This window comes from Gordonia sp. DT219, from assembly GCF_049847065.1.
In the GTDB taxonomy this organism is placed as follows: domain Bacteria; phylum Actinomycetota; class Actinomycetes; order Mycobacteriales; family Mycobacteriaceae; genus Gordonia.
On sequence record NZ_JBNCNR010000002.1, the window covers coordinates 341,445 to 365,608 of the forward strand.

A 24,164-nucleotide genomic window follows, 5' to 3' on the forward strand; every position below is an offset into this window, starting at 1 on the left:
CCGAGAAGCCGATGCCCCAGAAACCAGTGCCGGAGAAGCCGGTCGCCGATCTGCGTGCCGCGCTCGGCGCAGTCCGCAGCGAGGTGGCCAAGGCCGTCGTCGGCCAGGACCCGGCCGTCGCCGGCATCCTGATCGCCTTGCTCTGCCGTGGGCACATCCTGCTCGAAGGTGTTCCGGGCGTGGCGAAGACGTTGTTGGTGCGGTCGGTGGCCGCAGCCCTGGCGGTGGACACCAAACGCGTGCAGTTCACCCCCGACCTCATGCCCGGCGATGTGACCGGCTCGCTGATCTTCGACAATGCGACCTCCGAGTTCACCTTTCGGGGTGGTCCGGTTTTCACCAATCTTCTTCTGGCCGACGAGATCAACCGCACCCCACCGAAGACGCAGGCGTCGTTGCTCGAGGCGATGGAAGAACATCAGGTCTCGGTCGACGGGGTGCCGCGGCCACTGCCCGACCCGTTTCTGGTGGCCGCCACCCAGAACCCCGTCGAGTACGAGGGCACCTACCCACTTCCGGAGGCGCAGCTCGATCGATTCCTGCTGAAGGTGACCCTGCCGGTGCCGCCGCGCAACGACGAGATCACCGTGCTGGCGCGCCATGCGGCCGGGTTCGATCCGCAGGAGTTGGCAGCGGCCGGATTGCGACCGGTGGCGAGTGCCGCCGACATCATCGCGGCCGCCGACGCGATCCGCCACGTCGCCGTCGCCCCGCAGGTGGTGGCATACATCGTCGACATCGCGCGTGCCACCCGGATGTCGCCGTCGTTGGCGCTGGGCGTCAGCCCCCGTGGTGCGACCGCCCTGTTGTCGACCAGCCGGGCGTGGGCCTGGTTGGCCGGCCGTGACTTCGTCACCCCCGACGACGTCAAGGCCCTCGCGCAATCGACTCTCGCACATCGGCTTTCACTTCGCCCGGAGGCAGAGCTCGAGGGTGTGTCGGTCGCTGCGGTACTCGATGCCGCGATCGCGTCGGTACCTGTGCCGCGCTGATGTTTCTCACCGGCCGGTTTTTTCTCCTCGTCGTGGCGGGGGCGATCCCCGTGATCGGATACCCGCGGTATTGGGTGGTGCTGCTGTGGGTGCTGGCATGTGTCGTGCTGATGGGCATCGACCTGATCGCCGCCGGATCGACGAGAGTGCTACGGCTCTACCGACTTCCGTCGGCGCCGGTACGTCTCGGCGAGCCGGGCAACTCGGTCCTGGTGGTGCACAACCCGACCGGCCGCCGCTTCCGCGCACAACTCAAGGACGGCTGGCAGCCATCGGCCGGCGCATCCGGCAACATCCACGACGTGTCCCTGCCACCGGGTGAACGGCAGTCGGTCTCGACGTCCCTGCTACCCACCCGCCGCGGCGATCGGCCGGCACACCGGGTGACGGTGCGCCGGCGCGGCCTGCTCGGGCTGGCCGGGCGGCAATCGGGCTTTGTGGTGCCCGGCTCCATTCGCGCTCTGCCACCGTTTCATTCGCGCAAGCTGCTGCCGTCCCGGCTGGCTCGGCTGCGGCAGCTCGACGGCCGTTCGGCGGTCCGGATCCGCGGGCAGGGTACCGAATTCGACTCGCTGCGTGACTATGTCGAGGGCGACGACGTCCGCAGCATCGACTGGCGCGCAACCGCGCGGCGCCGGTCGACGGTGGTGCGCACCTGGCAACCGGAGAAGGATCGCCACATCATCGTCGTCCTGGACACCTCGCGCACGTCGGCGGGCCGGGTCGGTGACGAGCCCCGCCTCGATGCCGCGATGGACGCGGCACTGCTGCTGGCGGCACTCGCTGCGCACGCCGGCGACCGCATCGACCTGATCGCGGGCGACCGCATGATTCATCGCCGGGTCGTCGGCGCGCCACGCAGCACCCTCCTCGGCGCTCTCGTCACCGCGATGGTCCCGCTCGAACCTGCTCTGCTCGAGGCCGATTGGCCGCTGCTGGCGGCCGAGATCGGCACACTCACCCGGCAACGGGCGCTCGTGGTCCTGTTGACGCCGCTCGAACCGGCGTCCGTCGAGGAGTCGATGCTGGCACCGTTGTCCGTACTGGCACAACGACACAAGGTGATAATCGGGTCGGTGCGCGACCCGCAACTGCTGGAGATGACCGAGCGCCGTGAGGATGCCGCCGCCATCTACGGTGCCGCCGCCGCGGCCCGGACGATCGCGCTACGGCAGCGGACCGAATCGGCGGTGTCGCGACTCGGCGTGGACGTCGTCGATGCCGACCCGGAGCAGTTGCCTGCCGCGCTCGCCGATCACTACCTGCTGCTCAAATCACGCGGCTTGCTCTGATCGCCTCATCCGGTCGTCTCCGGCAGCCGTCTCACGCGGTCGGGGCGACGAAGTCCCGGTCATCGGTGGCGACGTCTCCGCGCTCGCCGTCGTTGTAGGCCCAGCGCCCGAGGGTGAAGACGTAGCCGAAGAAGCCGACCCAGACGAACACGCCGATCCCGACCCGGGCAAAGGTGGGTAGTCCCGAGGGGGTCACGAACGCCTCGATGAGGCCGGTGATCAGCAGCAGCACAACCAATCCCAGGGCGATGCCGATCGCCGTGCGGCCCTGCTCCGCCAGTGACTGCATCCGCGACTTACCGCCCGGGACCACCCACGACCAGAAGACGCGCAGACCCACTCCGGCGGAGACGAACAGACACGTCATCTCCAGCAACCCGTGCGGGGTGATCAGCCCGAAGAACACGTCGGCGCGGCCGTGGCGAATCATGATCGACGCCGTCACCGCGACATTGGTGATATTGCCCCACAGCACCCAGATCACCGGAAAACCGAAGACTCCGAAGGCGATACATGTTGCGGCCAGCCAGAAGTTGTTGGTCCATACCCGCAGCGCAAAGGAGGTCGCGGCGTTCTCGGAGTAGTAGTTCGCGAAGTCGTTGTCGACGAGTTTCTGGATGTCGGCCGGACTCCCGAAAGCAGTTTCGGTGCTGGGGTGGTCGAGGAACCACCACGTCATCGCCGCCATCCCGACAAAGGACACGATCAGCGCACTCAGCCACCACCAGCGCGTTGCGTACAACGCAGCCGGGAACGTCCTCCCGAAGTAGCGCCCCACGATCGACCAGCGGCTCTCCGTGGTGCCGGCGGCGCGCGTGCGCGCCTTGGCCAACAGCGACGAAAGGTATCCGACGAGTGAGGCATCGGGCGCCGTGGACCGGATCACCGACAGATGGGTGGCCACTCGCTGATAGGTGTCGATGAGCTCGTCGGCCTCGGCACCGGAGAGCCGGCGGCGCCGGGTGAGCGCATCGAGCCGTTCCCACGTCGGCCGCTTCACGCTCACGTAGGCATCGAGATCCACTCCGACAGCCTATCGGCGCCGCCCGGGCGGACGCGGTGGTGTCATCCATCCGGATCCGCCGACGCAGGTTTACCGGGGCTCACCGCGGGTAACGCACACCCTCATGGCCACCGTGCGCACCCAGATCCCGGCTCGCCTCGATCGGCTTCCGTGGTCGCGCTGGCATTGGATGATCGTCGTCGGCCTTGGGTCGGTGTGGATCATCGACGGGTTCGAGGTCACCGTGGTCGGCAGCGTCGCCTCCCGGCTGTCGGAGGCCGGCAGCGGTCTGCCCATCTCCACGTCGCAGGTGTCGGGCCTCGCGGCCGCGATGTATGTGGCGGGTGCCTGCGGCGGTGCCCTGTTCTTCGGTTGGCTCACCGATCGTTTCGGACGCAAGAAGCTGTTCATCATCACGCTGGTCCTGTACCTGGTCGCCACCGGACTGACCGCATTCTCCTTCTCGGTGTGGTGGTTCATCCTCTGCCGGTTCTTCACCGGAATGGGTATCGGTGGCGAGTACGCCGCGATCAACTCCGCGATCGACGAGTTGATCCCCAGCAAGTACCGCGGCCGCATCGATCTGATCATCAACGGCACCTACTGGCTCGGCGCCTCCGGCGGCGCGCTGCTCTCGGTGGCCGCACTGAACACCGCGCTCCTGCCGGCAAACCTCGGCTGGCGGCTGATGTTCGGCATCGGCGTGATCTTCGGCCTCCTCGTCCTGGTGGTACGACGCCACGTCCCCGAGAGTCCCCGCTGGATGTTCATCCACGGCCGCGACGCCGATGCGGAGCGACTGGTCGCCGACGTCGAGAAAACGGTGGAGCGCGACACCGGCACACACCTGTCCGAGGTCGACGACACGATCGAGGTGACGCAACGACAGTCCACCGGATTCGGCGAGATCGCCTCGGTGATGGCCCGAAAGTACCCGCGCCGCAGCACACTCGGGCTCGCACTGTTCATCGGCCAGGCGTTCCTGTACAACGCCGTGACCTTCAACTTCGCGGTGATCCTCAACAAGATGTACGGCGTCGCATCCGATCACACCGGCTACTACTACGCCGTGATGTGTCTGGGCAGCTTCTTCGGACCTCTCCTGCTCGGCCGGTTCTTCGACACCGTCGGCCGCAAACCGATGATCTCCGGCTCATATCTCGGTTCCGGGGTGCTGCTGGCGGTCACCGCCTGGCTGATGGCCGGCGGAAATCTGACCGCGCTGACCCTGACCGCATGCTGGACGGTGGTCCTCTTCGTCGCGTCCTGCGGTGCGAGTTCGGCATATCTGACCGTGAGCGAGATCTTCCCGATGGAGACGCGCGCGATGGCCATCGCGTTCTTCTACGCGATCGGCACCGCGGCCGGCGGCATCGCGGGACCGCTGGTCTTCGCCGAGCTGACCGGCAACGGTGACTCGGGACAGACCGCGCTGGCATTCGTGATCGGCGCGGCGGTGATGGTCGTCGGCGGGCTCACCGAGTTGGTCCTGGGTGTCGCGGCCGAGGGCAGGGGCCTCGAGAAACTGGCGGCGCCGCTGAGCTCGTCCTCACACACCACCTGAGCTCGCGGTCCGCCGACCCGTGAATGACATGACGCGGCCGGGCCCGGCCGCGCGCCGCTAGAGTGTGGCGCATGTATCCGCAGCAGGTGGGTGGCCCGCCGGTGGCCTGGGGACAGGGTGCGAGCGCCACCGTCGGCGTCGGACGTGACGACCAGGTATCGGGCGAGGCGGTGGCACTGGATCTGCCGGCGGCGTCGTTCGGGCTGCGGGTCGTCTCCGGACTGATCGATCTGGTCCTCGGTTATCTGCTGCTGATCTTTCTCCTGTACCTGTCCTACAAGCTCGCCCACAACGTCGATGCCGCCCTGCTCGGCGCGTGCGTCACACTGTCGTCGGTTCTCGCGCTCGCCGCATTGCCGACGACGTCGGAGACCACCACCCGCGGCAAGACCGTCGGGCACTGGGTGCTGGGGCTTCGAACCGTGCGCGAGGACGCGGGACCGATCCGGTTCCGGCATGCGCTGACCCGGGCGATGATCGGGGTCGTCGAGATCTACACCTTCTTCGGCGTGCCCGCGATGATCTGCGCGGCCATCAACCGGCGCAACAAGCGTGTCGGCGATCTGGTGGCGGGCACCTACGTCATCCGTGAGCGCTTCACGCTCACCCTGCCCGAGCCGGTACCGATGCCCCCACACCTCGCATCGTGGACCGCCACCGCCGACATCGCCCCGCTCCCCGCTCCGGTCGCGATCTCGGTGCGCCAGTTCCTGATTCGACGAGACGGCTACACCCCGCCCGCCCGCGCCGCGCTGGCGCAGCGGCTGACCTTCGCGATCGCCCCGTATGTGGCGCCCGCTCCTCCGGCCGGCGCGCCGGCCGAGGACATCCTCGCGGCGGTGATGGCACAGCGTCGCGCCCGCGACGGCGAGCGGCTGGCACGCGACGAACGGCTGCGGGAACGACTGTTGCGCTGAGTGTTCGGCCCGACGGTGCACATCAGACCCGACGGTGCACATCAGACCCGACGGTGCACATCAGACCCGACGGTGCAGCGCCAGACACCAGCCACCGGTGAGGGCGAAAGCAAGTCCCGCTCCGAGGAACAAGCCCGCGGAATGGGAGACGAACTGTGCCGCACCGGCGGGGCCGGCGACGGTCGCAAAGATCGCGACCCCCAGCGCGCCGCCGGTCTGGCGGCTGGTGTTGCTCGCGCCCGAGGCCGTGCCGGGAGAGCCGGGGACGGCCTGCAGCGCCGCGGCGACGATCGCCGGGGTGAGAATGCCCAATCCCGCACCCCACACCGCGAGCGACACGACGAGAACCCACAGGTCGTCGCCGACGATGCCGATGGCCATCCCACCGAATCCGACCGCGCCGACGAGCAATCCCAGACTGCTGGTGCGCCAGGCACCGATGCGGGCCGAGAGCCGGCCCGCCGGTGCCCCGAGCAGCGGCAGCGGCGCCATTGCCGGGAGCATCGCCAGCCCTGCCACGAGCGGGCTGCGGTGATGCACATCCTGGAAGACCTGGGTCAGCAGGAACAGCCCGCCGAGCGTCGCGAGGTTCATCAGGGCGGCCACACCGCACGCCTGTGCCAGTACGCTGCGCGCCTGGCGCGAGACGCTGATCAGCGGATACCGCGCGCGGCGTTCGACGACCACGAATGCCGTGCCCGCCACCACCGCCGCCACCGCGAGCCCACCGGCGACACCGACGTCGTCCGGCGCCGTGATGATCGCGCTCACCACCCCGGCGAGCGCAGCCACCAGCAGCACGGCACCCGCCACATCGACCCGGCCTGAGACGCTCCCCGAGGTTCCGCGCGGCGCGCGGAGAACGGGGACCAGCGCGAGCACGATGAACGGCACCGCGAGCCAGAACACCGCACGCCACCCGAGCGTTTGGACCAGCACGCCGCCGACCACCGGTCCGGCAGGCAGCGCCGCCCCGCCGATCGCGGCCCAGATGCCCACGAGTCGGGTACGGGCCGCGGCATCCGGCGTGCGCTCGACGAGCATCGCCAGCGTGCCCGGCAGCATGAGTGCCGCGCCGGCACCCTGCCCGGCCCGCGCGGCGATGAGCACCCCCATCGTCGGCGCCAGGGCACATGCCACCGAGGCCGCCCCGAACACGATCATGCCGAGGACGACGATGCGCCGATGTCCCAGCCGATCCCCCACCGCACCCGCGGCGAGCAGCAGTGCGGCCAGGGGGACCGAGTAGCCGTCCACGATCCACGCCAGCCCCGACGCACCGGCTCGCAGATCGGAGTTGATCTGTGGCAGCGCAACATTGACGACCGTCACGTCGAGCAGAATCAAGAAGTAGCCCAGGCACAGAGCGAGTACCAGCGACCACGGTGGACGATCCAGAGCCATGCATCCGATGATCACCGGTGAATGTTTCACTCGGCGTCGAAACATTTCGCTCGTAGCATCGGGACATGCCTTCCGCATGCGACCGACACCAGGGTCAGCCCGACATCGCCGGGCTCGCATCGGCCTTCGCCGACCCGCGCCGCGTGCGCGTGCTGGTGGCGCTGGCGGACGGGCGCGCCCTTCCGGCCGGACGTCTCGCGCAGGAGGCCGGAGTCGCGGCGTCGACGGTCAGCAACCATCTGTCGGTACTGCTGGCACATGAGCTCGTCACCGTCGAACAGCAAGGGCGCCACCGCTATTACCGGTTGGCCAACGGCGAGGTCGAGCGCGTCCTGAGCGCTCTCGCCGCCCTGGCCCCGCAGACTCCCGTCACCTCGCTGCGGGAGCACACTCGTGCCGCGGCGCTGCGCACCGCACGTACCTGCTATCACCATCTCGCCGGGCAGGCCGGCACCGAACTGTTCCGACGGTTCCTCGGCGCGGGATGGATCACCGGCGGTGACGGTCTGCACCACCCCGGTACCGACGACCGATTGTCTGCACCGGGCAGGGCCGTCGACTACTCGCTCACCTCACGGGGTGCCGACGCGTTGGCGTCGTGGCAGATCCCGTCTCGGCTGCTGGCCACCGGGCAGCCCTTGCGCTACTGCGTCGACTGGACCGAGCAGGCCCACCATCTCGGGGGCCCGCTCGGAACGGCCGTCACGGCCCGGCTGCTCGATCTCGGCTGGATACGGCGTGGCCGGGTGCCCCGCAGCATCCGGGTCACCGCGGCCGGCCGCGAGGGCCTGCACACGCTTGTGGTCCCGGCGGCTACTTGAGGTCGGCTACTTGAGGTCGGCGCTGGACTTGCCGAGCACGCGGCGCGCGATGATCAGCTGCTGGATCTGCTGAGTGCCCTCGAAGATGTCGAGGATCTTGGCGTCACGCGCCCACTTCTCCAGCAACATCGTCTCCGAGAAGGCAGCTGTCGCACCGATTTCCACCGCCTTGTTGGTGATGTCGGTGACCGTCCGGCCGGCCTTGGCCTTCGACATCGACGCCTCGGCCGAGTTGGGCACCTTGTTGTCGGCCATCCAGGCGGCGCGCAGCGCGAGCAACCACGAAGCCTCCCAATCGGATTCGAGTCGGATGAACTCGGCGACGGCGGCGTGCTGGGCGGCGGCGGGCGCATCGTAGTCGATGGTGTGGCCGGCCTCCTCGAGCAGACGGCGCAGTTCCTCGAGCGCGGCCCGACCCACGCCCACGGCCATCGCGGCGACCACCGGGCGGGTGTTGTCGAAGGTCGCCATCACTCCGGCGAAGGCCTTCTTGGTCTCCACTTCCGGTGAGCCGAGAAGATTTTCGGCAGGCACCCGGGCGTTCTCGAAGCGCAGGACCGCGGTGTCGGAGGCCTTGATCCCGAGCTTGTGCTCGAGCCGGGCCACACTCACGCCGTCGGTGTCCATCGGGACGACGAAGCTCTTGATGGCGGCGCGGCCGGCGCTCTTGTCCACGGTGGCCCACACGACGACGTGATCGGCGCGCGAACCCGCCGTCACAAAGATCTTCTCCCCGTTGATGACGTAGTCCTCGCCGTCGCGGGTGGCCGTCGTCGACACCGCGGCCGAGTCGGAGCCGAAGCTGGGTTCGGTGATCGCCATCGATGCCCAGACGTCGGAGAACTTCTCGAGCTGCTCCGGATTGGCGACGGCGGCGATCGCGGCGTTGCCCAGTCCCTGGTACGGGATCGAGAGCATCAGGGCGACGTCGCCCCAGCTCATCTCGACGCCCTGCAGCACGCCGCGGATGTTTGCGCCGTTGACCGTGTCGGCGGCGTCACCCGAATCGGCGCCCTTGTCGGACTCCTTGGCCTTCGTGCGCGCCTCCCGGGCGAGTTTGGCGAAGTCGTCGAGCTCCTTGGGGTACTCGTGTTCGGCCGCGTCGTAGGTGCGGGAGATGGGTCGGAAGATGTGCTCGGCCGCCAGGTGGGCCTGCTCGACGGCAGTGTCGAACTTCGTCGGAAGCTCCAGGTTGATCGCCATGCGCGTGATCTTACTCAAAAGTAAGTTTCTTTCCAATCCCCCCACGGCGATCGCGGTGCCCCGACCGTCAGGGGACGATGTTGACCAGCCGGCCGGGAACCACGATCACCTTGCGGGGCTCGCCGTCGAGCAGCTCGACGATCTTCTCGTCGGCGAGCGCGGCCGCGCGCAGCGTGGCCTCGTCGGCGTCGGCGGGAACGGTGATGCGGCTTCTGACCTTTCCCTTCACCTGCACCGCGATCTCGACGGACTCGTCGACCAGCCACCGCTCGTCGGCGACCGGGAACGGAGCATGCACCAGCAGCTCGTCGTGTCCGAGGCGATGCCACAGCTCCTCGGCGACGTGCGGGGCCAGCGGGGCCAGCATCATCACCAGCGGCTCGACGGCCCCACGCGGTGCGCCGGACTTCTCCCCGGATGTCTCGAAATTCTTGGTCAGATGATTGGTGAGCTTGATCAACGCGGCGAGGGCGATGTTATTGCGCAGCTCCGCGAACTCCCCGCGAACCTCGGCGATCGTCTTGTGCAGCAACCGCTTTGTTGCCTCATCGGATTCGGTGTCGGCCACGTGCACCGCGCCGGACTCCTCGTCGACGACCAGTCGCCAGACGCGCTGCAGGAACCGCTGAAGTCCCACAACGTCTTTGGTCGCCCACGGGCGGGACTGGTCCAGCGGACCCATGTACATCTCATAGAGCCGCAGGGTGTCGGCGCCGTAGTCGTCGGCGATGTCGTCGGGGGTCACCGCGTTCTTCAGTGACTTACCCATCTTGCCGTACTCCTGGGTGACCTTCTCGCCGTTGTGGAAGAAGGTGCCCTCACGCTCGGTCACCTCGTCGGCGGGCACATGGATACCGCGCGCATCCTTGTAGGCGTACGCCTGGATCATGCCCTGGTTGAACAGCTTTCGGTACGGCTCCCGACTGGAGACGTAACCGAGGTCGTAGAGGACCTTGTGCCAGAACCGGGAGTACAGCAGATGCAGGACGGCGTGCTCGACACCACCGATATAGAGGTCGAGACCGCCGGGGTCGTTCGGCCCGTGCAACTGCGGTCGCGGTCCCATCCAGTACGCCTCGTTCTCCTTGGCGCACAAGGTTTCCGCGTTGGTGGGATCGATGTAGCGCAGCTGATACCAGGAGCTGCCCGCCCACTGCGGCATCACGTTGGTGTCGCGGGTGTAGGTCGCCGGACCGTCGCCGAGGTCGAGTTCGACCGTCACCCAATCGGTCGCCTTGGCCAGCGGTGGTGACGGCTCCGAATCCGGGCTCTCCGGGTCGAAGGACACCGGTGCGTAGTCGTCGACCTCCGGGAGTTCCACCGGCAGCATCGATTCCGGCAATGCATGCGCCTGTCCCTGCGCGTCGTAGACGATCGGGAACGGCTCACCCCAGTAGCGCTGACGGGCGAAGAGCCAGTCGCGCAACCGGTATTGCACGGTCCCCTCGCCTGCACCGAGTTCTTCGAGCCGGTCGACGACCGCGGCCTTGGCCTCCTCGACCCGCAGGCCGTCGAGAAATCCGGAGTTGACCAGCGGGCCGTCACCGACATACGCCTCGGCCTCGACGCCCTGATCGGAACCGATGACCTCGATGATCGGCAGTCGGAAAGTCGTCGCGAACTCGTGGTCACGGGTGTCGTGGGCGGGCACCGCCATGATCGCGCCCGTACCGTAACCCATCAGCACGTAGTCGGCGATGAAGACCGGTACCTGCTGCCCGTCAACGGGATTCGTCGCGAAGGTGCCGGTGAAGACGCCGGTCTTCTCCTTGTTCTCCTGCCGTTCCAGATCGGATTTGGCCACGATGGCCGCACGATAGTCCGCGATCGCCTCGCGCGGACCCGATGCGCCCCCGGTCCACCGCTCGTCGGTGTCGGCCGGCCAGTGGTCGGCGGTGAGTCCATCGACGAGCGGATGCTCCGGACTCAGCACCACGTAGGTCGCGCCGAACAGCGTGTCGGGGCGGGTGGTGAACACCTCGATGTCGGTGCCGGCGGCTGCACCGTCGGCAACCGTGAACCGGACCTGGGCGCCGCGGGACCGTCCGATCCAGTTGCGCTGCATCGTCTTGACCTTCTCCGGCCAGTCCAGGTCGTCGAGGTCGTCGAGCAGCCGGTCGGAGTAGGCGGTGATCCGCATCATCCACTGCCGCAGATGCTTACGGAACACTGGGAAGTTCCCGCGATCACTACGGCCGTCGGCGGTGACCTCCTCGTTGGCCAGCACCGTGCCCAGACCCGGACACCAGTTGACCAGCGAATCACTCTGGTACACCAGCCGATACGAGTCGATCACCGCGTTGCGTTCGGCGGCCGACAGGTCGGCCCAGCCGCGCCCGTCGAACTTCTCGTGACCGTCGAGAGTGCGTGCCCCCGAATCGAATTCGTCGATCAGCTCCGAGATGGGGCGGGCCTTGCGCTGATCGGTGTCGTAGAAGGCGTTGTAGATCTGCAGGAAGATCCACTGCGTCCAGCGGTAGAACTCCACGTCGGTGGTGGCGATCCGGCGACGCTCGTCGTGGCCGAGCCCCAGCCGCCGGATCTGCGCGAGGTAGCGCTCGATGTTGGCCTCGGTGGTGGTCCGCGGATGCGTTCCGGTCTGCACCGCGTACTGCTCGGCCGGCAGGCCGAAGGCGTCGAAGCCCATCGTGTGCAAGACGTTCTTGCCGGTCATCCGGGCAAACCGCGCGAAGACGTCGCTGGCGATGAAGCCCAGCGGATGCCCGACGTGCAGCCCCGTACCCGAGGGGTAGGGGAACATGTCCTGAACGAAGACCTTGTCGGGGGCGTCGCGACCGCCACCGCCGAACGCGCTCAGATCACCCGCGAGTGGGCCGACGGGATTGGGTGCCTCGTAGGCATGCCGATCCGACCAGTTGCGCTGCCAGCGTCGCTCGATCTGCCCGGCCAGCTCGGCCGTGTAGCGATGGGCGCCCGGGCCGGTCACTCCTGCTGCATTCGACATGGCACCGCTGCTGGGCGAAGTATCCGCTGAAGTCACCCAACCAGCGTAAATGGTGGCCCGAGCGGAGCTGCACCGGCCGGGGCATGCGCATCCGCTGGGTGGGCGCCGGTCGGTTTCGCGGGGATCCGTGCGGACTCGTATGGTGGTCGCGTGAGTGTTGTGTCCCTCGTGGTCGCCGTCTGCGTGTTCGTCCTCGCCCTCGTCTGGGCGGCGGTGGGCGTCGCGGGCCTGCGCGGCACCTTGCGGCGCAACCGCTGGCTCGGCGTCCGCTCCACGGAAACGCTTGCCTCAGAGGAGGCCTTTCGGCTGGCCAATCGGGTCGCCGCACCGGGCACTCTCGGTGCCGCGGTCATCCTGGTGGCCGGCGGACTACTGACCTTGGGCGTCGAGGGCACCTGGCGATTCCTGTTCGGCCTCGGCGCCCTGATCGCGGCGCTGGTGGTCGTCGGCGTCGTCAGTGGTTACGGGGTGCGCGCGTCCCGGTGGGCCACCGACGCGGATTCCGACGCAGGCTGCGGCTGCTGCTCGGGTGCGCATTCCCACGACTCGGCGCCCGACTCGGGACCGGCGGCGGATCCGGGACCGGCCGCGGCCGCCGACTGCGGCGAGTCGAGCTGTGCGTCGTGCACCCTGCGCGGGGTCTGCGCCGCCGATGGCGCTGGGTCACCGGGCACACGCGACGCCGCCCAGGCCTGAGCCCGCATGCGCTCGCTGCTGAGCCGATCGCCCATCGACGGCTTCGTCCTGGCGATCCTGGCCGCGGTCGTGGTCGCGGCGTTCTTCCCCGCCCGGGGCGACTTCGCCGACGCGCTCGACTGGGTGGTCGTGGTCGCCATCGGCTTCCTCTTCTTCTTGTACGGCGCCCGCCTACATCCACGCCAGGCGCTCGAAGGGCTCACGCACTGGCGACTGCACCTGATCATCCTGTCGTTCACATTCGTGTTGTTCCCGCTCATCGGGCTGGCGCTGCAGCCGGCGCTGCGCCCACTCATCGGCGGCGACCTGGCCTCGGGGGTCCTGTACCTGTGTCTGGTGCCCTCGACGGTGCAGTCGTCGATCGCCTTCACCTCGATGGCGCGCGGCAACGTCGCCGGTGCCATCGTGAGCGCGTCCGCGTCGAACCTGCTCGGTGTGGTCCTGACCCCGGTGCTGGTGGTCCTGTTGATGTCGGGGACGAGCGGCGTGCACATCACCGGGTCGCAGATCCTGGAGATCCTGCTGGAGATCCTGGTGCCGTTCGTTCTCGGGCAACTGTGCCGGCCGCTGGTCACGCCCATCCTCACGCGCTTCGCCGAGCCGACCAAGTACGTCGATCGTGGGTCGATCGTGCTCGTCGTCTATGCCGCCTTCGGTGAAGGCGTGCGCAACGGGATCTGGTCCATGGTCAGCCCGTGGCAGGTGATCGCGATGGCAGTCATCTCGATCGCGCTGGTCATCGCGATGCTGTGGTTCACCGGGTGGCTGCCGCGGCGCCTCGGGTTCAGCCGCGAGGACCAGATCGCCATCCAGTTCTGTGGCACCAAGAAGAGTCTGGCGACCGGCCTGCCGATGGCGACGGTTCTGTTCAGCGGATCTGTCGTGGGACTCATCGTGCTGCCGTTGATGATCTTTCATCAGGTACAGCTGATCATCTGCTCGTGGTTGGCGGGCCGCTACGGGCGAACGGCGGCACAGGCCGATATCGAAAGTGAGCCGGGCGGGGCCGGCTCCTAGCCGACGTCCCCGCGCCGCCGACGACGCAACAGCCAGGTGACGATGTAGAAGACCACCACCGCCGCGACCATGGCGATCACCGCGTAGAGCAAGATGGTTGCGCCGAGCACCGCGCCGGCGAAGTAGCCGACCAAGAGCACTGCCGCGGCCCAGGACAATGCGCCGACCGCGTCGGCGACCCCGAATCGGGCGAAGTTCATCCGGGTGATCCCGGCCATCCGCGGCACGATGGTCCGCACGTATCCGATCCACCGGCCGGTTCCCACGACAAGCAAGCCGGAGTGCTCGAGACGGTAGCCGGCGCTGTCCCAGCGCTGCTCACCGAATCGGCGGCCCAGTGCGGAGTCCTTGAGTCGCTGCCCGCCGTGGCGGCCGATCCAGTATCCGGTCGCGTCCCCGGCGACCGCGCACAGCGCGACCACCACCACCAGCCAGCCGATGTTGGTCGGCCCGATCGCCGCGGCCACCCCGGCGGCGAGCAGCACCGCTTCGCTGGGCATGATCAGTCCCGCCAGCAGGAATGCGGTCTCCAGGTAGACCATGCCCGCCGCGATCAGATAAACCGCCCAGGATGGCACCGACTCGATGATGCCGATGAGCCAGTCGGCGATCGCATCCACCAGGCGAGAATAGTGCTCGCCCGGGAGACACCTGCTTTGTGCTGGTCAGCGCCCACCTGGGCGACGCCCTCAGTTCCCGGTGACGTCGACGGGATGGGTGGCCAGCAGAGGCGCCGGCCACGGCTGTCGCCGGAGCACCTCGGCCCAGACGTCGGCGCCCGGGGGCGCGAGGATGTCGCGCGGCAACGCCGACGCGGGCATCCAGCTGTCCTGGGCCATCTCCGCCTCGAGCTGACCGATCCCCCAGCCGGCGTAACCGGCGAAGATGCGCACGCCCTCGAGCACCGGGGCGATCAGTTCCGGGTCGGCGTCGAGGTCGACGAGTACGACCCGGCCGCCGACCGGCCGGATCTGCTCCTGATCACTGATGTCGGCGCCGGCGCGCACGACGCCGAGGCAGAGCGCCGAATCCTGGTTGACCGGTCCGCCGATGAACAGCGCACGCGGCTGCGCGGCCAGATCCGTCCACGCCGGGACGACGGTGTGCACCGCGGTCTGACTGACCCGGTTCAGCACCACTCCGAGACTGCCCGAGTCATTGTGCTCGATGACATAGATCACCGTCCGCGCGAAGGTGGACTCGAGCAGATCAGTCGAGGAGATCAGCAGTGAGCCGGACCGAATGCTGTTCGCCGACTCGATGTCTCGCGCCGACTCCGCGGCGTGCTCGCCGTCACCGCGACCGCCGTCGGGCCGGTCACGGCCGAGATCGTCTGCGCTGTCACCGCCGTCCACGGGATCCATCATCGCATGACCGGCCCGCCCGGTCGGTAATGTAGGCACGTGAATTCCGCGGTGACCGAAGGTGCGTCGTCGTGGAAGATTTTCATCCATTCCCTGAACCATTCGCCGGGTCTCGGCCGGCTCCTCGCCGTGCGTTTGACCAGTCAACTCACCGACGGTGTCTTCCAGGCCGCGCTCATCGGTGGCGTGCTGTTCAATCCCGAACGGCACGCCGATCCGCTCGCCGCGGCCCTCGGGTTCGCGGTGCTGCTGCTTCCGTATTCGGTCATCGGCCCTTTTGCCGGGGCGTTGCTGGACCGGTGGGATCGGCGCAACGTCCTGCTGTGGGCCAACGTGCTGCGTGCGGTGCTGATCGGTCTGGTGGCCGTCGCGATGGCCACCGGCGGCTCCGACACACTGGTGCTCATCAGCGCGCTCACCGTGACCGGTGCCAGCCGGTTCGTGGCATCGGGCTTGTCGGCGGCATTGCCGCACGTCGCCCACCGTGAGGTGATCGTCGCAACGAACGCGCTGTTCACGACGTTGGGCGGCGCGATGTTGTCGGTCGGCGCGGGTCTCACGCTCGGGGTGCGCGCACTGGTCGGCAATGACAACGTCGGCAGTGCCGAGACGATCCTCATCGGCGTCGTGCTGGCACTGGTCGCCGGGCTCGTCGCACATGGCTTCCCGGTACTCCAACTGGGCCCGGACCGGGCCGACGACCCCGGGCATTCCGCCGCACATGCGGTCGCGGTCGGCTTCGTGCACGGTGCCCGGGCCATCATCCGCTGCCGCCCCGCGGCTGCGGCGCTCTCGGCCATCGGCGTGCACCGATTCATCTTCGGCGTCAACACGCTGACGCTCTTCGTGTTCGCACGCCACGTCGACGGGGGCGGCGACGGACTGTCCCGGATCAGTCTGGTCCTCGGCTGTGTGGCCGCCGGTGCATTCGTCGCGGCGTTCACGACCCCGATTCTCGTCGCCCGCTTCGGCAGACGCGCCACCCTCGTCGCGATGCTCGCACTCGGGGCCCTCGCGCAACTGCTGCTGCTGACATTCACCATCCAGGGCTTCTGTACCGCCGCCATCGGACTCGGGCTGGTCGGCCAGACCACCAAGCTGTGCGGCGACGTCGCGATGCAGGTCGACATCGACGACACCGTGCGCGGACAGGTGTTCTCCGCCCAAGACGCGTTGTTCAACGTGGCCTACGTGCTGGCGATGGTCCTCACCGCGCTGGTCATCGGGCCGCAAGGCCGGTCGGTGACGCTCGTGCTGATCGGATGCGGGTTCTATCTGGTCGGCATCGTGGTGGTGCGCGCCGTGCATCCGCCCGGCCGCGATCGGCAACCCGGCCCGTTCGCCGAGGATCACCTGCCGAAACCGGGCGCCCCTTCCGCATAGGTCTGGTCGGCTACCCCGTCACCGTCGGAGTCGACGAGCACGTGATCGAAGGTGCCGTCGCCGTCGGAGTCGACGTAGACCCGGCGCACCGCGCCGTTCTCGACGTGCACCTCGAGGTCCGGGCTGCCGTCGCCGTCGAGGTCCCGCGACTCCACCCGGGCCCCGGACTCGGGCGGTGCGGTCGGGGCCGGCGGCGGCGCGGGGGGCGCGGCCGGCGATCTCGGCTCCGGTGGACCCGGGGCGGACGTGTCCGGCCTGGCCACGGCGATGGCCCAGACCCCGTCACCGGCATCACGGAAGTGGTGATCGGGGGTGCCGTCGTCGTCGAGGTCGAGCGCCGCCACATCGGCGATGCCGTCACCATCGATATCCCAGAGCAGGTCGTCGGCGCGGCCATCGCCGTCGAAGTCCAGCGATACCGCATCGAGCACACCGTCACCATCGGCATCGGTGTCGGCGACGCTGTGCCAGTGCGTCGGCTCACCCTCGCCGGTGCCGAACACGTACTCCAGGACCGGATCCATACGGTGTTGGACGCATCCGCAGGCGGATCGGTTCCCGTACTTCGACGGCGGATCGCTGCCGGTGTGGTATCGCAGCCCGATGGGCACACGGTAGGTTCAACGGCTATGTACGTCAGCGTTCTCGGCGAGCAGTTCCACCGAGCGCGGCTGTCGCCGGCGATCACCCACCTCGACTCGGCGTCGGCGGGACGCTCGTCCAACGCCGTCATCGGGACGATCTCGGCGCATCTGTGGCGGGAGGCCGAGCGCGGCTCATACGTGGCCGCCGACGATCGTGCCGACGAGTTCGCCCGCGACACACGCGATCTCGCATCCCTGGTCGGCCACACCGCCGAAGAGCTGACGTTCCGGGAGAGCGCGCGGGCAGCGCTGCGGGCACTGCTCAACGGCTGGAGCCTGCCGGTGTCGACGACGGTGTGGGTGGCCAAGAACGAATTCGGGCCCAACCTCGTCGAATTCGAGCGGCGCGGGTACGCGGTGCGGCCGCTGCCCGACGGCGACGTCTACGGGCACATCGATCTCGATGCGCTGGAGAACATGCTGCAGTTCGAGCAGCCCGATTTCATCCACATCTGCCACATCGGGTCGATGTCGGGTGTGGTGCAACCGGTCACCCGAATCGTCGAGATCGCGCATGCCGCCCAGGTTCCCGTCGTCGTCGACATGGCGCAGTCGGTCGGCCACGTCCCCACCGTCACCGGCGCCGACGTCGTCTACGGCACCAGCCGCAAATGGCTCACCGGCCCGCGCGGCGTCGGCTTTCTGGCGGTCCGGCGTGACTCGCTGCGCACGGTGGAGATCGAGAGTTCCGAGGCGTTCCTGGCGGGCCGGCTCGGGCTCGGCGTGGCGGTCGCCGAACTACAGCAGATCGGCCAGCAGCGGGTTTTCCGCGAACTGGCCGCAGTCGGACGGGCCACCCGGGAACGACTCGACGGCATCGGCAGCTGGGCGATCGTCGAACCCATCGACGAACCGTCGGCGCTGGTCACCCTTGCACCCCCACCGGGCTGGCAGGACTCCGACCTGCGCACCGCCCGCGACCGGCTGTTCGACGAGCTCGGCATCCTCGTCACCGCCGCCGAATCGTGGCGCGCCCCGCTGGCCGGCGAGCAGGCGGTGTTGCGGATCAGCCCCCATCTGGACCTGCGGCGCGAAGATCTCGACCGACTGGCCGATGCCCTGCGCACGATGGGTTACTGAGAGCCGGGGTTACTGAGAGCCGGGGTTACTGAGAGCCGGGATTACTGACAGACGGGATTACTGACAGACGGGTTACTTCGCGGTGTCGGCACGCCCGGCCCACCACTGCCGCAGTGCCTCTTCGGCGTCCTCGCGCGGCAGCGGCCCCCGGTCCAGCCGCAGTTCCTTGAGATATCGCCACGCCTCGCCGACGAGGGGGCCCGGCGGCATGCCGAGCAATTCCATGATCGCGTTGCCGTCGAGATCGGGGCGCACGCGCGCGAGGTCCTCGGCCGCCCGCAGGTCGGCGATGCGGTGCTCGAGATCGTCGTAGTTCTGCTGCAGGCGCCGCGCACGCCGTTTGTTGCGGGTCGTGCAGTCGGCCCGCACCAACTTGTTCAGCCGCTCCAGGAGCTGCCCGGCGTCGGTGATGTAGCGGCGGACCGCCGAATCCGTCCATGCCCCGTCGCCGTAGCCGTGGAAGCGCAAGTGCAAGAACACCAATGACGCGACGTCCTCGACGACGGCCTTCGGGTATTTCAACGCCCGCATGCGTTTGCGGACCATCTTCGCGCCGACGACCTCATGGTGGTGGAAACTGACGCCGCCGTTGGGTTCGTGCCGCCGGGTCGCGGGCTTGCCGATGTCGTGCAGCAGCGCCGCCCAGCGCAGCACGAGGTCGGGACCACCGTCTTCGAGGTCGATGGCCTGACGCAGCACCGTCAGCGAGTGCTGATAGACGTCCTTGTGCTGATGATGTTCGTCGATGGTCAGGCGCATACCGGGCAGCTCCGGCAGGATGCGTTCGGCGAGTCCGGTGTCGACCATCAATTCGATTGCCTCGATGGGATATTCACCGGCGATCATCTTGTCGAGCTCGACGCGGACACGCTCGGCGGTGATGCGGTCGATCTCTTCGGCCATCCCGGTGATCACCTCGGCCACGCGCGGGGCCACCCGGAACCCCAGTTGCGAGACGAAGCGCACGGCGCGCAGCATGCGCAGCGGGTCGTCGCCGAAGGACTCCTGCGGGGTGGCCGGGGTGTCGATGACGCCGGCCAGTGCCGCGGACAGACCGTCGAGCGGGTCGTGGAATTCTTCGGCACCGCCACGGCCGATGCGCACGGCCATCGCGTTGATCGTGAAGTCACGGCGCACGAGGTCGTCGTCGATGGAGTCGCCGAAGGTGACCTCGGGGTTGCGGCCGACGCGATCGTATTTCTCGGCCCGGTAGGTGGTGATCTCCAGGATGAGATCCTTGCGCCGGGCGCTGATGGTGCCGAATTCGATGCCGGTGTCCCAGATGGCGTCGGCCCATCCGGCCAGCAACTGCTGGACCTGTGCGGGGCGGGCGTCGGTGGTGAAGTCGAGGTCGGTGCCCAGGCGTCCGAGGACCGCGTCGCGCACCGACCCGCCGACGAGGTAGAGCTCGTGGCCGGCGTCGGCGAACAGGGTGCCGAGCGGTTCGGTGATGTCGGACAGATCGCGCAGGGTGACCGCCGCCGACGCGAGCAGCCGGGTGCGGCGCTCGGTGGTCGCGGTGGGGTCGTCGGCATGGTCTGTCACGGCACGTCAGCCTACCGGCGCCGGGAGCGAAGCGAGCGGGCCGTATCTGCCCGGCGCCGGGAGCGAAGCGAGCGGGCCGCATGTACCCGGCGCCGGGAGCGAAGCGAGCGGGCCGCATGTACCCGGCGCCGGGAGCGAAGCGAGCGGGCCGTATCTGACGCCGCGCTGTCACCTGTCCGTACCGCTGCCAGCACCGTGTGGGCAAACAGCAGGTGACCAGCCGCTAGCATCGAAGGCGTGTCCACCGACCCGTCAACCGACCCTTCAGACGTCTCCGACGACGTCCGCCGGGGTGGGCACCACGGTGAGGAGTCGGCCGGCGGTGATGTGCGCGGCGGTGGTGGGCAGGGTCGTCGGCGGTCGCGTCGGGGACGTCGACGGCGCCGCGGCAATCCCGAATCGCGACCTGACGGCGAGACTCGTCCCCGCGCAGATCCGCCGCTGACCGGCGCCGACTGCCCCGCACCGCATCCCAAGCGGCCGTCTCCGGCCGATCTGGCGGATCGCGCGAGCGGTAAGAACAGGACCAAGAAGGGCGGTCCGCAGAATCCCGGGAAGGGCGGCGGAAGCCGCAAGAACGGCGGCAAGAACGGCACCGCCTCGTCCGGCGGCAACCATCCGGGTCCGGTGAACGGAACCCGAGGTGGTGGTCAGCGGCACGCGTTGCCGGGCCTGCCGGGCGCTCCGGTTGCCGCGACACCCACCGGCAAGGGTGCCGCACGGGTGAGTGGCCCGAAACCTTCCGACATGGCCGTGATGACGGCCAAGATCACCAAGACCGGGCTCAGCCACGATTCGGCGTCGTCGACGGTCGCGCCGGCGGCCGGTCGGCGGCGGCACGGCAGTCGCCCGGAACGTCCCGAGCGGCTGCGCACGGTGCGCGAGACCTCGGCGGGTGGACTGGTGATCTCCGACCTGGACCTGCCCATCGACGAGCTGTCGGCCGCGCTGATCGGGCGCATCGACCGGCGTGGACGAATGATGTGGTCGCTGCCGAAGGGACATATCGAGACCGGCGAGACCGCGGAGCAGACGGCGGTGCGCGAGGTCGCCGAGGAGACCGGCATCGATGGTCTGGTGGTGGCACCGCTGGGCAAGATCGACTACTGGTTTGTCAGTGAGGGCCGACGGATCCACAAGACGGTCCATCACTATCTGCTTCGCAGCGTCGGCGGTGAACTCTCCGACGCGGACTACGAGGTCAGCGCGGTGGCCTGGGTGCCGTTGCACGAGCTACCCCGTCGGCTGACGTACTCTGACGAACGACGACTGGCCCGCATGGCCCGTGGAGTCATCGCCGATCTGGCCGCCGACCCCCAGCGGCTGGCCCGGTCCGAGGCCGAGAGCAGTCGCACAGAACCCAACGCATATGAGAGAGCCGCAGCCGCCCGAAACGAGCGCCGAAACGAGACGCCGACTCCGGCACCGTCGCGTCGGCGCCGGAGGCGTCCCCGCCGCCCCGCGGCCGGTGATGGCTGAGTTCTCGTCGCGTCCGGCTCGATCCGCGTCCCGCTCGCCGGCGGTGATCCGCGCCCCGTGGACGCGGTTGCTCACACTTGTCGCGGTGGCCGTGCTCGGATTGCTGTCGGCGGCGCCGGCGGCCGCGGCTCCCGACGGGGATGCGGGCAGCCGCCCCGATCGGTTCGCGCAGATCGTCATCGACGCGATGACCCCGTCGATGGTCACCAGCAGTTCCGGCCCGACGGTGAAGATCTCCGGGCATGTGCTGAACACCAGCAGCCGAACCCTGCATGACCTCGGTATCCGTCTCGAGCGCGGCGATGCGCTGCGCAGTGCGGGCGAGTTGCGGTCGGCGCTGGCCACCGAGCATCCGGCGATTGCGGCGGCCACCGACTTCACCGGCCTGTCCGCCGACAGCCTCGCGCCCGGCGCCCGGGCCACGTTCTCGTTGTCGGTGCCGTTGTCGGGTGATCATGGTCTGCAGATCTCGCAGCGCGGTGTCTATCCCTTGCAACTCAATGTGAACGGGCTGCCCGACTATGGTGGCGTCGCCCAGGTGGCCGGGTCGCGCACGTTGCTGCCGGTGCTGTCGTTGCCGCCGGACGCGACCCGCGCGGGCGCGTATGAGGATCCGGGCAGCAGCAGTGACACACCATCGGCGCCCCCCGGACTCGGGGCCGACGGTTCGGTCTCTGCCGACGTTTCCGATCCGTCCCGATTCACGTTTCTGTGGCCGATAGCCGCGCCCCCTCAGTTGTCCCCCGGCATCCTCGGCGGCAGCACCGAGCCGGTGCGTCTGATCAGCGAGGACATGGCCCGGTCGCTGGCGCCGGGCGGCCGCCTGAACTCGGTGCTCACGCCGCTGCGTGCGGTCGCCGACGCGACCCCGCCGGCCGATCCGAACTCGGCACCGTCGACGGCCACGCCGGACCCGGGCCGTTCACCGCAGGGTGCGGATCTGGCGCGCGGGATGTGCGCGGCGGTCGACCCGAATCTGCTCGTCACCGTTCGTGCGATGTCGCTCGGGTACGTCGTGTCGACCGACCCGGGCGACCCGACGTCGTCGACCGTGCCGGGTACCGGACGGGACGCGGCGAGCGATTGGCTCAACGAACTACATGACATCGCCTCGCGCATGTGCGTGGTCGCGTTGCCGTTCGCCTCGGCCGACCTCGGTGCACTTGCCTCGATCGACAACTCCGGTCTCACGGCCGCCGCCCTCGACTCCCCCGCCGACGTCGTGGACTCCATCCTCGGAGTGAAAAGTGTTCGGGGACTGACGATTCCGCCGCTAGGAGCGATCAACCAGGCCGGTGCTCAACTGCTGGACCGCACGCACCACACCACCATCCTCACTTCTGCGGGCAATCTGACGACCACCCAGACCGAGCCCGGGGGCGCCTACCGCGTCGGCAACCTTGCCGCGCAGTCCTACGACGAGCCGGTGACCGCCGCGCTCGGTGCGCTCGGTACCCATCCCGCGACGCCGCCGATCACGCCGGCCGATCAGCGCGTCGACCTCGGCGCGGAGTCGTCCTTGAGCCGCAGGCAGGCGGGCATCGGGGCGTTGGCGTTTGCGGCGATCAATACGCCCGACGACGAGCGGGCGGCACCCGGCGCAGGTTCGGAGGTGCCCGCCGATCTCCCGACAACCGGTCGATCGCAGGTCGTGCTGCCGTCGCTGTATTGGTCACCCACCCCCGACGACGCCAACGCACTCATCTCCACCGCCGAGGTGCTGCTCGGTTCGCGAGTGGCCGCCGCGACCCCGCTGAGTGACGTCGCCGACACCACTGCCGCGGCGCGCGGCACCGCGCGTCTGTCACCGCTGCCCGGGGTGGGTACCGTCGCGTCGGTGTCGGTGCCCCTACCCGAGCAGACCGCGAAACGGATGCGGGACGAGGCCGACGCCAGCTACCAGCTGCAGGGTGCGCTGGTGAGTTCCGCCGACGTCGAGACCTCGCCCGAGCACTATCTCGCGCCGCTGCGTGAGGACCTGCTCCGTTCGATCACCGCTCCCGCGCAATACGGGCCGGATGCTCGAGCCCGGCTGGCCACCACGCGCAGCCAGACGATCGAGGCCGTCGGCTCGACCCTGAATCGCATGAGATCGGCGGTGACCATCCTCGACCCCGGCGGCCGGTACACCCTGGCGTCCGAACGCAGTCCGCTGCTGTTGGTGGTCAAAAACGACCTCTCCTTGCCCATCCGGGTGAACATCAAGACGTCGGCACCCCGCGACCTCGACATCGGCGATGTCGGCACGATCGAGATCCCCGCCCGCGGCACCCGGCAACTGCAGTTGCCGACGCACGCGCAGACCTCCGAAGCGATCACCGTCACCATCTCGATCGCGACGGTCACCGGCCTGCCGCTGGGCTCCGACATCCGGCTCGCGGTGCATTCCAACGCCTACGGCAAGGCGCTGTTCATCGTCACGATCATCGCCGGTGCGGCGTTGATCCTGCTCACCGCGCGCCGCCTGTGGCATCGGTTCCGCGGCGAGCCCGATCCCGCCGATGCCGATCGCCCCGAAGCCGGTGAGCAGGAGCGTCTCCTCGCCGCGGCAACCTATCAACAGCGACGACGTACCCTGCACATCGAGGAAGTTCGTTCCGAACCGCAGTCCGGTGACGAGGGCTATTTCTGGCCGCCGCCAGGCCTGCCCGGCACGGGATCGGACGAATCGCCCGAGACGCGGCCACCGGATGCCGAAGACGCGCAACCGGGCGTCCCCGAACCGGAGATCACCGAACCGGAGATCACCGAACCGGGGGCCCAGAAGAGCACGACACCACCGACGACGTGAGGGA

Annotated in this window: 19 protein-coding genes; 11 read left to right on the forward strand and 8 right to left on the reverse strand. The window is 68.8% G+C overall.

The annotated features are described in order from the left end of the window. The first annotated feature begins 11 nt into the window (after window positions 1-11). A complete protein-coding gene (locus ACPXB3_RS05000; RefSeq protein ID WP_425726754.1) occupies window positions 12-992 on the forward strand; it encodes an AAA family ATPase in 981 nt (326 codons plus the stop codon). Then, the gene (locus ACPXB3_RS05005; RefSeq protein ID WP_425726756.1) at window positions 992-2,284 is read left to right on the forward strand and encodes a DUF58 domain-containing protein; all 1,293 of its coding nucleotides are present in this window, start codon (window positions 992-994) and stop codon (window positions 2,282-2,284) included. Before ACPXB3_RS05000 ends, ACPXB3_RS05005 begins: the two co-directional genes overlap by 1 nt. A gap of 31 nt (window positions 2,285-2,315) precedes the next feature. On the opposite strand, the gene ACPXB3_RS05010 is transcribed toward ACPXB3_RS05005, so the two are convergent. Next, window positions 2,316-3,308, reverse strand: coding sequence for a stage II sporulation protein M (locus ACPXB3_RS05010; RefSeq protein ID WP_425726758.1), 993 nt, complete (start codon window positions 3,306-3,308; stop codon window positions 2,316-2,318). 103 nt (window positions 3,309-3,411) lie between these two features. Between ACPXB3_RS05010 and ACPXB3_RS05015 the strand changes: the two genes are divergently transcribed. Both ACPXB3_RS05015 and ACPXB3_RS05020 read left to right on the forward strand, forming a co-directional pair. Further along, window positions 3,412-4,851 (forward strand): MFS transporter, encoded by a 1,440-nt coding sequence (locus ACPXB3_RS05015; RefSeq protein ID WP_425726760.1) that lies wholly within the window; start codon window positions 3,412-3,414, stop codon window positions 4,849-4,851. Window positions 4,852-4,922: 71 nt separating this feature from the next. Continuing rightward, window positions 4,923-5,768 carry an RDD family protein gene (locus ACPXB3_RS05020; RefSeq protein ID WP_425726762.1) on the forward strand — a complete coding sequence of 282 codons (846 nt, stop codon included), beginning with the start codon at window positions 4,923-4,925 and terminating at the stop codon, window positions 5,766-5,768. A 60-nt stretch (window positions 5,769-5,828) separates the two neighbouring features. Here ACPXB3_RS05020 and ACPXB3_RS05025 read toward each other — a convergent pair whose 3' ends face one another. After that, window positions 5,829-7,172 carry an MFS transporter gene (locus ACPXB3_RS05025; RefSeq protein WP_425726764.1) on the reverse strand — a complete coding sequence of 448 codons (1,344 nt, stop codon included), beginning with the start codon at window positions 7,170-7,172 and terminating at the stop codon, window positions 5,829-5,831. A gap of 65 nt (window positions 7,173-7,237) precedes the next feature. On the opposite strand from ACPXB3_RS05025, the gene ACPXB3_RS05030 reads away from it, so the two are divergent. After that, window positions 7,238-7,993, forward strand: a complete 756-nt coding sequence (locus ACPXB3_RS05030; RefSeq protein ID WP_425705329.1) for an ArsR/SmtB family transcription factor — start codon at window positions 7,238-7,240, stop codon at window positions 7,991-7,993. Between the two features lie 6 nt (window positions 7,994-7,999). On the opposite strand, the gene ACPXB3_RS05035 is transcribed toward ACPXB3_RS05030, so the two are convergent. Both ACPXB3_RS05035 and leuS read right to left on the reverse strand, forming a co-directional pair. After that, window positions 8,000-9,196 carry an acyl-CoA dehydrogenase family protein gene (locus tag ACPXB3_RS05035; RefSeq protein ID WP_425705330.1) on the reverse strand — a complete coding sequence of 399 codons (1,197 nt, stop codon included), beginning with the start codon at window positions 9,194-9,196 and terminating at the stop codon, window positions 8,000-8,002. Window positions 9,197-9,263: 67 nt separating this feature from the next. Then, window positions 9,264-12,161 carry a leucine--tRNA ligase gene (leuS, locus tag ACPXB3_RS05040; RefSeq protein WP_425705331.1) on the reverse strand — a complete coding sequence of 966 codons (2,898 nt, stop codon included), beginning with the start codon at window positions 12,159-12,161 and terminating at the stop codon, window positions 9,264-9,266. A gap of 150 nt (window positions 12,162-12,311) precedes the next feature. Between leuS and ACPXB3_RS05045 the strand changes: the two genes are divergently transcribed. Both ACPXB3_RS05045 and ACPXB3_RS05050 read left to right on the forward strand, forming a co-directional pair. After that, window positions 12,312-12,857, forward strand: a complete 546-nt coding sequence (locus tag ACPXB3_RS05045) for an SdpI family protein (RefSeq protein ID WP_425705332.1) — start codon at window positions 12,312-12,314, stop codon at window positions 12,855-12,857. A 6-nt stretch (window positions 12,858-12,863) separates the two neighbouring features. Beyond that, on the forward strand, window positions 12,864-13,874 hold the full coding sequence (locus ACPXB3_RS05050) for a bile acid:sodium symporter family protein (RefSeq protein WP_425705333.1): 1,011 nt from the start codon (window positions 12,864-12,866) through the stop codon (window positions 13,872-13,874). On the opposite strand, the gene ACPXB3_RS05055 is transcribed toward ACPXB3_RS05050, so the two are convergent. Together ACPXB3_RS05055 and ACPXB3_RS05060 are read right to left on the reverse strand one after the other, a co-directional pair. Next, window positions 13,871-14,494, reverse strand: a complete 624-nt coding sequence (locus ACPXB3_RS05055; RefSeq protein WP_425705334.1) for a DedA family protein — start codon at window positions 14,492-14,494, stop codon at window positions 13,871-13,873. The genes ACPXB3_RS05050 and ACPXB3_RS05055 overlap by 4 nt on opposite strands. Window positions 14,495-14,563: 69 nt before the next feature. After that, window positions 14,564-15,241, reverse strand: a complete 678-nt coding sequence (locus tag ACPXB3_RS05060; RefSeq protein ID WP_425726910.1) for a YqgE/AlgH family protein — start codon at window positions 15,239-15,241, stop codon at window positions 14,564-14,566. A 36-nt stretch (window positions 15,242-15,277) separates the two neighbouring features. Here ACPXB3_RS05060 and ACPXB3_RS05065 point away from each other — a divergent pair, with 36 nt between their 5' ends. Beyond that, the gene (locus ACPXB3_RS05065; RefSeq protein ID WP_425726766.1) at window positions 15,278-16,621 is read left to right on the forward strand and encodes an MFS transporter; all 1,344 of its coding nucleotides are present in this window, start codon (window positions 15,278-15,280) and stop codon (window positions 16,619-16,621) included. Here ACPXB3_RS05065 and ACPXB3_RS05070 read toward each other — a convergent pair. After that, entirely contained in the window at window positions 16,588-17,145 is a 558-nt protein-coding gene (locus ACPXB3_RS05070; protein ID WP_425705336.1) for a hypothetical protein, read from the reverse strand. The genes ACPXB3_RS05065 and ACPXB3_RS05070 overlap by 34 nt on opposite strands. 105 nt (window positions 17,146-17,250) lie before the next feature. Here ACPXB3_RS05070 and ACPXB3_RS05075 point away from each other — a divergent pair, with 105 nt between their 5' ends. Beyond that, window positions 17,251-18,345 carry an aminotransferase class V-fold PLP-dependent enzyme gene (locus tag ACPXB3_RS05075; protein ID WP_425726768.1) on the forward strand — a complete coding sequence of 365 codons (1,095 nt, stop codon included), beginning with the start codon at window positions 17,251-17,253 and terminating at the stop codon, window positions 18,343-18,345. 72 nt (window positions 18,346-18,417) lie between these two features. Here the strand turns inward: ACPXB3_RS05075 and ACPXB3_RS05080 are convergent, their stop codons facing one another. After that, window positions 18,418-19,890 (reverse strand): CCA tRNA nucleotidyltransferase, encoded by a 1,473-nt coding sequence (locus tag ACPXB3_RS05080; RefSeq protein ID WP_425726770.1) that lies wholly within the window; start codon window positions 19,888-19,890, stop codon window positions 18,418-18,420. A 237-nt stretch (window positions 19,891-20,127) separates the two neighbouring features. Here ACPXB3_RS05080 and ACPXB3_RS05085 point away from each other — a divergent pair, with 237 nt between their 5' ends. Both ACPXB3_RS05085 and ACPXB3_RS05090 read left to right on the forward strand, forming a co-directional pair. Beyond that, window positions 20,128-21,369, forward strand: coding sequence for an NUDIX domain-containing protein (locus ACPXB3_RS05085; RefSeq protein WP_425705339.1), 1,242 nt, complete (start codon window positions 20,128-20,130; stop codon window positions 21,367-21,369). After that, complete coding sequence (locus ACPXB3_RS05090; RefSeq protein ID WP_425726771.1) at window positions 21,362-24,160, forward strand: DUF6049 family protein; 2,799 nt, start codon at window positions 21,362-21,364, stop codon at window positions 24,158-24,160. Before ACPXB3_RS05085 ends, ACPXB3_RS05090 begins: the two co-directional genes overlap by 8 nt. Window positions 24,161-24,164 lie beyond the last annotated feature (4 nt).

What these genes read in the sequence shown, in the direction of transcription:
- ACPXB3_RS05070 (WP_425705336.1), bottom strand. Translation starts at nt 17,145, where the DNA reads ATGGATCCGGTCCTGGAGTACGTGTTCGGCACCGGCGAGGGTGAGCCG.
- ACPXB3_RS05025 (WP_425726764.1), bottom strand. Translation starts at nt 7,172, where the DNA reads ATGGCTCTGGATCGTCCACCGTGGTCGCTGGTACTCGCTCTGTGCCTG.
- ACPXB3_RS05060 (WP_425726910.1), bottom strand. Translation starts at nt 15,241, where the DNA reads ATGATGGATCCCGTGGACGGCGGTGACAGCGCAGACGATCTCGGCCGT.
- ACPXB3_RS05035 (WP_425705330.1), bottom strand. Translation starts at nt 9,196, where the DNA reads ATGGCGATCAACCTGGAGCTTCCGACGAAGTTCGACACTGCCGTCGAG.
- ACPXB3_RS05030 (WP_425705329.1), top strand. Translation starts at nt 7,238, where the DNA reads ATGCCTTCCGCATGCGACCGACACCAGGGTCAGCCCGACATCGCCGGG.
- ACPXB3_RS05015 (WP_425726760.1), top strand. Translation starts at nt 3,412, where the DNA reads ATGGCCACCGTGCGCACCCAGATCCCGGCTCGCCTCGATCGGCTTCCG.
- ACPXB3_RS05000 (WP_425726754.1), top strand. Translation starts at nt 12, where the DNA reads ATGCCCCAGAAACCAGTGCCGGAGAAGCCGGTCGCCGATCTGCGTGCC.
- leuS (WP_425705331.1), bottom strand. Translation starts at nt 12,161, where the DNA reads ATGTCGAATGCAGCAGGAGTGACCGGCCCGGGCGCCCATCGCTACACG.
- ACPXB3_RS05005 (WP_425726756.1), top strand. Translation starts at nt 992, where the DNA reads ATGTTTCTCACCGGCCGGTTTTTTCTCCTCGTCGTGGCGGGGGCGATC.
- ACPXB3_RS05020 (WP_425726762.1), top strand. Translation starts at nt 4,923, where the DNA reads ATGTATCCGCAGCAGGTGGGTGGCCCGCCGGTGGCCTGGGGACAGGGT.
- ACPXB3_RS05090 (WP_425726771.1), top strand. Translation starts at nt 21,362, where the DNA reads ATGGCTGAGTTCTCGTCGCGTCCGGCTCGATCCGCGTCCCGCTCGCCG.
- ACPXB3_RS05050 (WP_425705333.1), top strand. Translation starts at nt 12,864, where the DNA reads ATGCGCTCGCTGCTGAGCCGATCGCCCATCGACGGCTTCGTCCTGGCG.
- ACPXB3_RS05075 (WP_425726768.1), top strand. Translation starts at nt 17,251, where the DNA reads ATGTACGTCAGCGTTCTCGGCGAGCAGTTCCACCGAGCGCGGCTGTCG.